Source organism: Streptomyces sp. NPDC059788 (genome assembly GCF_042732265.1).
Taxonomy (GTDB): Bacteria; Actinomycetota; Actinomycetes; order Streptomycetales; family Streptomycetaceae; genus Streptomyces.
In genome coordinates, this window is record NZ_JBHWHY010000023.1 from 1 (window position 1) to 8,306 (window position 8,306).

General features: G+C 71.5%; 8 protein-coding genes. 4 read left to right on the forward strand and 4 right to left on the reverse strand.

Annotated elements, in window-relative coordinates; translation table 11 throughout:
* Positions 1–46: 46 nt before the first annotated feature.
* The gene (locus tag ACFV57_RS20860) at positions 47–1,714 is read right to left on the reverse strand and encodes a sigma-70 family RNA polymerase sigma factor (protein ID WP_385234144.1); all 1,668 of its coding nucleotides are present in this window, start codon (positions 1,712–1,714) and stop codon (positions 47–49) included.
* A 340-nt stretch (positions 1,715–2,054) separates the two neighbouring features.
* On the opposite strand from ACFV57_RS20860, the gene ACFV57_RS20865 reads away from it, so the two are divergent.
* From ACFV57_RS20865 to ACFV57_RS20875, 3 genes are all read left to right on the forward strand, one after another.
* Positions 2,055–2,978 carry a D-alanyl-D-alanine carboxypeptidase family protein gene (locus ACFV57_RS20865; protein ID WP_385234147.1) on the forward strand — a complete coding sequence of 308 codons (924 nt, stop codon included), beginning with the start codon at positions 2,055–2,057 and terminating at the stop codon, positions 2,976–2,978.
* A 231-nt stretch (positions 2,979–3,209) separates the two neighbouring features.
* Positions 3,210–4,190: a type II CAAX prenyl endopeptidase Rce1 family protein gene (locus ACFV57_RS20870; protein ID WP_385234150.1), complete on the forward strand. Its 981-nt coding sequence runs from the start codon at positions 3,210–3,212 to the stop codon at positions 4,188–4,190.
* Between the two features lie 22 nt (positions 4,191–4,212).
* Positions 4,213–4,959, forward strand: a complete 747-nt coding sequence (locus tag ACFV57_RS20875; RefSeq protein WP_385234153.1) for an aminoglycoside phosphotransferase family protein — start codon at positions 4,213–4,215, stop codon at positions 4,957–4,959.
* Between the two features lie 42 nt (positions 4,960–5,001).
* Here the strand turns inward: ACFV57_RS20875 and ACFV57_RS20880 are convergent, their stop codons facing one another.
* Positions 5,002–5,592, reverse strand: a complete 591-nt coding sequence (locus ACFV57_RS20880) for a hypothetical protein (protein ID WP_385234156.1) — start codon at positions 5,590–5,592, stop codon at positions 5,002–5,004.
* A gap of 129 nt (positions 5,593–5,721) precedes the next feature.
* Positions 5,722–6,657 (reverse strand): hydroxymethylbilane synthase, encoded by a 936-nt coding sequence (gene hemC, locus ACFV57_RS20885; protein WP_385234159.1) that lies wholly within the window; start codon positions 6,655–6,657, stop codon positions 5,722–5,724.
* Positions 6,658–7,020: 363 nt separating this feature from the next.
* Here hemC and ACFV57_RS20890 point away from each other — a divergent pair, with 363 nt between their 5' ends.
* The gene (locus ACFV57_RS20890) at positions 7,021–7,287 is read left to right on the forward strand and encodes a hypothetical protein (RefSeq protein ID WP_385234162.1); all 267 of its coding nucleotides are present in this window, start codon (positions 7,021–7,023) and stop codon (positions 7,285–7,287) included.
* A 389-nt stretch (positions 7,288–7,676) separates the two neighbouring features.
* Here the strand turns inward: ACFV57_RS20890 and ACFV57_RS20895 are convergent, their stop codons facing one another.
* Positions 7,677–8,126: a nitroreductase family deazaflavin-dependent oxidoreductase gene (locus ACFV57_RS20895; RefSeq protein ID WP_385234481.1), complete on the reverse strand. Its 450-nt coding sequence runs from the start codon at positions 8,124–8,126 to the stop codon at positions 7,677–7,679.
* Positions 8,127–8,306: the final 180 nt, after the last annotated feature.

Below are 8,306 nucleotides of genomic sequence, written 5' to 3' on the forward strand. Positions count from 1 at the left end.
GAGTCCGCCCCACGCCTGCCCCGGCCCGGTCCGCGGCCGTTCCGCCTTAGCCGCGCGCGCCGAACACCTGCGTCCACGTCGGCCCGCCCGATGTTTCGTGGGTGCCTATCCCTATTTCCTTGAAGTCGCAGTTGAGTATGTTGGCCCGATGGCCGGGGCTGTTCATCCAGCTCTTCATCACCTCGGCGGCGGACCGCTGTCCCCGGGCGATGTTCTCGCCATAGGTGCTCCACTGGTATCCGGCGGCTTTGATGCGGTCGCCCGGGTCCGTACCGTCCGGGCTGGTGTGGTCGAAGTAGTTCCGGGCGTCCATGTCCTGGGAATGGCGGCCGGCCGCGGTGTCGAGCCGGCTGTTGCCCTGGACGGGGCCGCAGCCCTGCTTGGCGCGCTCGGAATTGACCAGCGCGGTGACCTGCTGGGCGTACGGCGACTGACCGCCGCCGGTACCGGAGGCCGGGGCGGGGACCGGGGCGGAGGGGCGCGGTGCCGGGGCGGCCGGTTCGGTGGGTACCCGCTTCTTCCGGGGGGTGTGCGGCTCCTTGGAGGGGGACGCGGCCGACGGGGTGGGCGTGGGGCTCGGGCTGTGGCTCGCCTTGGAGGGGGACGGGGCGGGTGCCGTCGCCGAGGGGGTGACCAGGGGCGCCGACTCGGGCTCCGTGGCCGCTCGGGAGGTGCTCGGTTCCTCGTCCGGGCCGCTGGTGATCAGCGGGAGTGCGCCGCCCACCGTCGCGAGGGCGGCCGCCGCCACCGCTGCCGCGGTGACGGCACGACGGCGGCGGACGCGACGGCTCTCGCGCAGCGCGTCGCGGAGCTGGGCGCGTCCGCCTGCCGCGGGTGGGCCGCCGACGGCGGAGGCCGGGGGCGAGGCCGCTCCGCCCGCCGTCGTGAACCCGGCGGGCTGCTGGGCGGTGGTGCCCGTGAGGACCGGGGCTTCCATGGTGTCCGGCGCGAGTGCGGCGGCAGGCGGCACCAGCGCCAGCCCGACGAGCAGCCGGTCCGCGGGCACCAGCCCGGACGAGAAGGAGGCGCAGACCGTGCACTCGCGGGCGTGCCGCGCGATGCGCTTGCGCCACAGCGCGGAGGGCGCCCCGTCCCACTGCTCGGTGACGGTGTCCAGCAGGACGCACCGGGGCTTGGCGGACAGCGCGCGCACGACCACCCGGGACGCTTCCAGCTGGGTCTTCATCCGCTGCACCCGTACGGCTGTGTGCTGGGGCGTCAGCTCCATCGCGGCGGCGACTTCCGCCCTGGTCAGCTCGCCTGCCGCCTCCAGCCACCACAGGGACAGCAGCGCGCGGTCGGCTTCGTCGAGCCAGCGGGTGGCTTCGGCGACTTCGCGGCGCTGTCCGGACAGGCCCAGCCGGACGATGGTGAGTCCGACGAAGTCGGCGCGGGGGTCGGCGACGTCGTGGGCGTCGTCGAGCCGGCCGTTCACGGGTGCGGCCTGGTCCTGGCGCCAGTGCGCCCGTATCTGGTTCATCGTGATGGCCACCAGCCAGGACCGGTAACTGCCCGGGTCGCGCAGGTCGCCGAGGCTGCCGAGGGCCCGGAGCATCGTCTCCTGTGCCACGTCGTCCACGTCCGCGTGGCCGTGCAGCGCGCGTCCCACGATGTTGTACACCAAGGGCATGGAGGCGGTGACGAGCCGGTCCCTGGCCTGCCCGTCCCCCGCCTGCGCGGCCGCAATCACCGCAGGGTCGAGTTCGCTGCTCACGCTCTGTCCACTCTCTTTCGGCTCGGGCTTCTTCCGTCCCACACTCAGGAGATGCCGCGGTGGCGGGCCCGATAACAGAAATCGAGCAGCAGTCCGCCGGATTCGTACGCCGGGGCGAAACAATACGGGTGGGAGGGCCGTGCCGCGCGGGTGGCGGGCGGCCCCGCGCAAGGCCGGTGACCAGGGCGGAAGGCGTGATGGACGCGGCGGCGGCGGATACCCGCTGCACAATGGCCGCGAAATATCCTCGTCACGCGCATCCATCGGCGTGACTCGTGCGTCTCACGAGGAAGCCACCTTCTCATGTGGCCTTACTTCAGGGGCATTTGGAGAAAACACGTTGAAAACTGGCATTAAGGGCGTGCGTCGCCTGTCCGCGACTGCCGTCACCGCCGCGGGGGCCATCCTGGTGACCGGGGCGTTCGCCGCCCCGGCGCAGGCCGTGACCCCCAAGGCCGCCCCGGCGAAAGCCGCGGCGCCCAAGGCACCCGCGATCACCGCCGCCGGCGGTTTCGCGATGAACAACGGCACCGGCAAGGCCGCCTTCAGCAAAGCGGCGGACACCCGCCGTTCCATGGGCTCCACCACCAAGATCATGACCGCTCAGGTGGTGCTGTCGCAGAAGAAGCTCAACCTGGACACCAAGGTCACCGTCGACAAGGCGTACAGCGACTACATCGTCGCGAAGACCGCCTCGTCGGCCCACCTCATCGTCGGGGACAAGCTCACCGTCCGTCAGCTGCTGTACGGGCTGATGCTGCCGTCCGGCTGCGACGCGGCGTACGCGCTGGCCGACAAGTTCGGCAGCGGGTCCACGCGGGCGGCCCGGGTGAAGTCGTTCATCGGCCAGATGAACACCGCGGCCAAGAACCTCGGTCTGAAGAACACGCGCTTCGACTCGTTCGACGGCATCGGCAACGGTGCGAACTACTCGACGCCGCGCGATCTGACGAAGCTGGCCTCCAGCGCGATGAAGAACGCCACGTTCCGCGGGGTCGTCGGCACGAAGTCCACCAAGCAGAAGGTCACGACGAAGAGCGGCGGCTACCGCTACATGTCGTGGACCAACACCAACAACCTGCTCGGCAGCTACGCCGGCACCATCGGCGTCAAGACGGGCTCCGGCCCCGAGGCCAAGTACTGCCTGGTCTTCGCCGCGACCCGGAACGGCAAGACGGTCATCGGTACGGTCCTCGCCTCCTCCTCGGTGGCCAACCGCACCGCCGACGCCAAGAAGCTGCTGGACTACGGCTTCAAGGTGTGACGAACGGAGAGGGCCTGCCCGCGGCATTCCAACCGCGGGCAGGCCCTTTCCCTTGCCGTCGGCTTCCCTTGCCGTCCGCCTCCTTCGCTGTCCACTCCCTGTGCTGTCAACCGATCCGGTGGGGAGGGACGATCGCGCTGCCGTGGGAGCAGTGTGGTGGGGGTGGCCCCAGGACACAGTCGGGGGACGGCCGCATTCTCCGCGCCGCGGCGCGCCCATAGCGTCCTTGTCATGACCGATTCCCTACGGACGCTCCCGTCGTCGCCCCCGGCACCGCGCCGCCGCGGCCTGCTGGTCTTCCTCGTCGTGGCCTACCTGGGCATGTGGGCGGCCATGACGCCCCTCCTGCTCACGGGCTTCCAGCGGGAGAGTGCCCGATCGGGGACCGGTGCGCTGGAGGAGGTGTGCATCGCGGCCGCGATGTTCGCCCCGGCGCTCGCCGCGCTCCTCGTCGTCCGGTACGTGGAGCGCGCCGGCCGCCTGCGGGACGTGCTCGCCCTGCGGTGGCCGCGCCCCTGGGGCCGCACCGCCCGCTCCTGCCTGCTGGCACTGGCGGTCCCCGCGGCCCTGACCGCCGTCGCGCTCGGCATCGGTGTGGCGACGGGCCACTACCCCTTCGGGGTGCGGTGGGACGGGCTCGGAGCCTGGGCGGCCACCATGCTGCTCCAGATGCTGGTTTCCCTGCCGCTGTTCTTCGGCGAGGAACTGGGCTGGCAGGGCTACCTCTTCCCCCGCCTCGTACGGGACGGCGGCGACGCGCGCCTGATCGGGGCGTACGTGGGTACGGGCGCCGCCTTCGCGCTGTGGCACCTGCCCACGCTCCTGATGGGCGGGCAGTATCCCGGCCGGCCCTGGTACGTGTCCGTACCCGCCATGGTCATCAGCTGCACGCTCATCCTGCCGGTCTTCACCTGGCTGCGCCTGCGCTCCGGATCGGTGATCCCCGCGGTCCTCGGCCATACCTTCGTGAGCACGGCGAGCGTGGGCATGGTCAAGGTGTTCGCTGCGCCGGACGCTGCGCTGGACCCCCTGTTCATGGGGATGACCGGCTGGCCCGGCTGGATCGCGACGGGCGCGTTCGTCACCTTCCTCGCGCTGACCGGACGACTCCGGCCGTCCGCGTACGCACAGAGCGGTGACTCCCGTGTGAGCCGATCCGTCGGCGCGTCCGCGGCTGCGGGAACATCTCCCGCCCGGGCAAACAAGGCTTGACACCCCTGGATACTGGTTGACCATGGATGAGGTCAAAGTCGTCGTCGCCCATTCCGAGCGCGCAACCTTGCGCGTCGGCGACGTGTTCCTGAAGGTGGACGCCGATCAGGCGCGCGTCGATGTCGAGGCCGAGACGATGGCCCTGGCGCCGGTCCCGACCCCGGAGATCCTGTGGCGCAAGCCGAACGTGCTGGCGATCGCCGCACTCCCGGGGACCACGCTCGGGCGCCTCGGCGGGCCGTCGACCGGGTCGTCGACGGCGTGGGCCGCGGCGGGCGCCGCCATCCGGAAGCTGCACGACGCACCGCCGCCGCCCCGGCCCGGCCGGGCCGGCCGGAGCGCCGCCGCGCTGGCGGCGGAACTCGACGACGAGTGCGAGTTGCTCGTGACGAACGGTCTCCTGCCCGCTGACCTGGTCACCCGCAACCGCCAGGTCGCCGAGGCCGCGCTCCGGCCGTGGACTCCGGCGTTCACACACGGCGACCTGCAGGTGGCGCACGTCTTCGTCGACGGCGACGAGGTCACCGGCATCATCGACTGGTCCGAGGCGGGCCAGGGCGATGCCCTGTACGACCTCGCCACCTTCACGCTCGGGCACGAGGAACACCTCGACGACGTTTTCGCCGGCTACGGCGCCGACATCGACCTCGATGTGATCCACGCTTGGTGGTCGTTGCGAAGCCTGCTGGCGGTTCGCTGGCTGATCGAGCACCACTTCGACCCGTTCGCGCCGGGCTGTGAAGTCGACGTGCTGAAATCCCGGATGTGAGGCCGCACGGGCCCGTCGTCGTCGGCCGGCTGGTCGGTGAACTTATCCGGCCTGCTGTTGCGCGGGCACCGTGGAAGACGTGGACACGGCTGCGGATGCCGGGGAGGCCGCGGACGGACGCGGGCCTGTGGGAGTTGCCGAGGCGGCGACAGCAGCCGCGGATTTCATGCGTTCCTCGTCGTAATCGCTCCAGTCCGCGGGAGGCCAGGTCGCCGTGGGCGCCGCCAGCGCTTTGTCGATGGTTTCCCGCAGCCCCTCCCCGAAGAAGTCGGAAACCTGCCGTACTAGCTTCAGCGCCTCGATGGTGCCCGAAGTGAGGGGCCTGGCCATACGGTCGGTTCCGCCCGGAACGCCGCGCGGGACGGCATGCGCGTGCTTCGTCGCTCCGAGCGCGTGCGCGTGCAGACCGGCGCAGGCGTAGCCGATCGCCAGGGCGATCCGCCGCACCGCGTCGTCGGCTCCGCGCGTCAGCTCGCCGGCGCCGAGCAGGGTCTGGCGGGGGCTGCCGGGCCCGTCGTTCCCGTCCGCCGAGCGCGGTGGCAGCTTTTTCTCCTCGGCGTCGAGCAGCCTGTGCGCCCGTTCCATGACGGCCGCAACAAAGGCCAGTTCTTCCAGGTCGATGGTCTGGGTCATGGCGTCCTCCCGTGCCGTGTGCGTACAACGGCACCGTAAGATCGGCCGGTCCCATACATGACCCGATCCGGCAAAAGCAGACCCATTGGAGTTACGGGCCGGGCTGCCTCCGGTACGTCAATCGTTACGTCAGTGCGCGATGGAGTCGATCAGTTCGCGCGCCCCCTGGCGCAGCAGCGCGACCGCGACGGACGTGCCGAGCGTCGCCGGATCGAGCGGCCCGGCCCATTCGTGGGCGTTCAGCACGGTCTTGCCGTCCGGGGTGAAGACACAGGCACGCAGGGACAGTTCACCGTTGCGCTCGGTCTTCGCGTACCCGGCGATCGGCGAATTGCAGTGGCCTTGGAGGACGTGGAGAAACATCCGCTCCGCGGTCGCCTCCCGGAAGGCGTCGTGGTCGCCGAGCGCGCTGACGGCGTCAATGGTGCCGGTGTCGTCCTCGCGGCATTGCAGGGCGAGAATTCCGGCGCCGATGGGCGGGCACAGCATCTCGGGCGGCACGATTTCGGTGATGACGTCGCCACGGCCGATGCGCTCCAGCCCGGACACGGCCAGCAGGAGGGCGTCGGCGTCGCCCGCGTGGAGCTTCTCCAGGCGCCGGTTGGCGTTGCCGCGCATCGGTACGCACACGAGCTGCGGATGGGAGGCGGCGAGCTGGGCGACACGGCGTACGGAGGAGGTGCCGACACGCGTGCCGTCGGGCAGCCGGTCGAGGGTGAGACCGCCCGGGTGGATGAGGGCGTCGCGGATGTCGTCGCGCTTGAGGAAGGCCGCGAAGGTCGTACCGGCGGGGAGGGGACGATCGGCCGGAACGTCCTTGACGCAGTGCATGGCGAGGTCCGCCTCCCCGGCCAGCAGCGCGGCGTCCACCTCCTTGGTGAAGGCGCCCTTGCCGCCGAGTTCGGACAGGTCGCCCATCCAGCGGTCGCCGGAGGTGGTGACGGGCACGACCTCGGTGCGGATCGCGGGGTAGCGGGCGGCCAGTTCGGCCCGTACGCGGTCCACCTGGGCGAGCGCCATGGGAGAGGAACGCGAGACGATACGGATCAGTTCAGGGGCGGACATGGCGTACACCATAGGGCGTCGGGACGCGGTTCCGGCTTCGCGGCAGTTGAACACGAGGCCCCTGCCCGCCCCGGGAGGCCGCACGGTGCTGGTGCTCCGTCAGGAGCGGGCGGGCGCCGGTGTGCCGTGGCGCGGGCGACGGTGCCCCTCTACGGCGTGGCCTTCTTCGCGGGCGTCTTCGTCAGCGCTGCGCACGGCCCCGCGCCGAGCCGATCCTGACGGCCCGTGATGCGGCGGTGGTGGGCCGGTGGCACGGACGGCGGAGGGTTGTCACCCCGTTCGCCCGTCCCAGGGTGCGGACCGGCGGGGGCTGGGTCAAGGTCATCTCGTCAGGTCCACCCACCTCATCTTCAGGAGAGTCACATGCTTCGTAACGTCGCGATCACCCTCGCCGGGATCACGGCGGCCGGTTTCCTGGCCGCCGCGCCCGCTGCCGCCGACTCGGGCGGCGCCGCCGCGGGCGGCGCGTACGGCTCCGGCGCCTACTCGTCCCAGAACACGCTCGGCGGATACCGCCACTTCAGCGTCGGCGGCCCCTCGGGTGTCACCGCCACCGGCGCGGCCTACGCCCACAGCCAGGCGGGCGGCCAGTTCGACTACGGCCGTTACTTCAAGGCCGTCTGGCACTGAGTCCGGTCCTGCTCGCGTCGGCACGCCCGACGGCTGCGCCCCGCGTCCGTTCCACGGCGCGGGGGCGCGTATGTCCCGTCCGGGCGCGGGCCGACGGACCCGTGGCACCGGCCCGCCGTCACCCTCCCCTTCACGCACGCGTTCGGATGACCGTCACCGACGGCGTCCCGACGGCGGCCGCTGCCACCCACGAAGCCTGCCCCACGGCCCGGCACTGCCGTGGCGGATGACGGAACGCAGACAGAGCGGCCCCCTGCCCACAGGCTCACGGGCAGGGGGCGTCCTGCTGTGTCAGGACTTGGGGGCCCGGTGCTCAGGGCTCGGGGCTCAGAGCGCAGGCCGGTGGCGGTGCCGTGCTGGTCCCGGTGCCGGGCCGGCGCCGGCCGTCGTCAGCTGTGGCTCTGCTCCGGGGTCTCCAGGACGAAGACGGGGATCACGCGGTCGGTCTTCTGCTGGTAGTCGTCGTAGTAGGGAAAGGCCTCGACCGCGCGCCCCCACCACAGGGCCTTCTCCTCGCCCGTCACCTCACGGGCCACCAGGTCCATGCGTACGGGCCCGTCCTGCAGCTCCACTCGGGGGTCCGCCACGATGTTGTGGTACCAGACAGGGTGCTTGGGAGCGCCGCCCAGCGAGGCGACCACCGCGTAGGCGCCTTCGTGTTCCACCCGCATCAGAGGGGACTTGCGGATCTTCCCCGACTTGGCACCCCGGGTCGTCAGGACGATGACGGGCAGGCCGCGCATCGTCGTCCCCTTGGTGCCGCCGCTGCTCTCGTACAGCTCGACCTGGTCGCGTACCCACTTCTCCGGGCTCGGCTCGTACTCGCCCTCAAGTGGCATGGCATCCGTCCCATCGTCGCATCGTCGTTCGCCCATGGTGGCGTCGTGTCGTCCGTACGGTCCCGTGGGCGGCCCCCCCGCCCCCCCCCCCCGCCGGGCCCGTACGAAAAACACCGGGGCGGCGCCAACCAACCCCCCCGTGTCGTGGCCGGTGGGGTACCCCCGGGGGGTCGGCGGGTG

Coding starts and splice junctions, on each gene's coding strand:
- ACFV57_RS20870 (WP_385234150.1), top strand. CDS start 3,210: ATGACCGATTCCCTACGGACGCTCCCGTCGTCGCCCCCGGCACCGCGC.
- ACFV57_RS20875 (WP_385234153.1), top strand. CDS start 4,213: ATGGATGAGGTCAAAGTCGTCGTCGCCCATTCCGAGCGCGCAACCTTG.
- ACFV57_RS20880 (WP_385234156.1), bottom strand. CDS start 5,592: ATGACCCAGACCATCGACCTGGAAGAACTGGCCTTTGTTGCGGCCGTC.
- hemC (WP_385234159.1), bottom strand. CDS start 6,657: ATGTCCGCCCCTGAACTGATCCGTATCGTCTCGCGTTCCTCTCCCATG.
- ACFV57_RS20890 (WP_385234162.1), top strand. CDS start 7,021: ATGCTTCGTAACGTCGCGATCACCCTCGCCGGGATCACGGCGGCCGGT.
- ACFV57_RS20895 (WP_385234481.1), bottom strand. CDS start 8,126: ATGCCACTTGAGGGCGAGTACGAGCCGAGCCCGGAGAAGTGGGTACGC.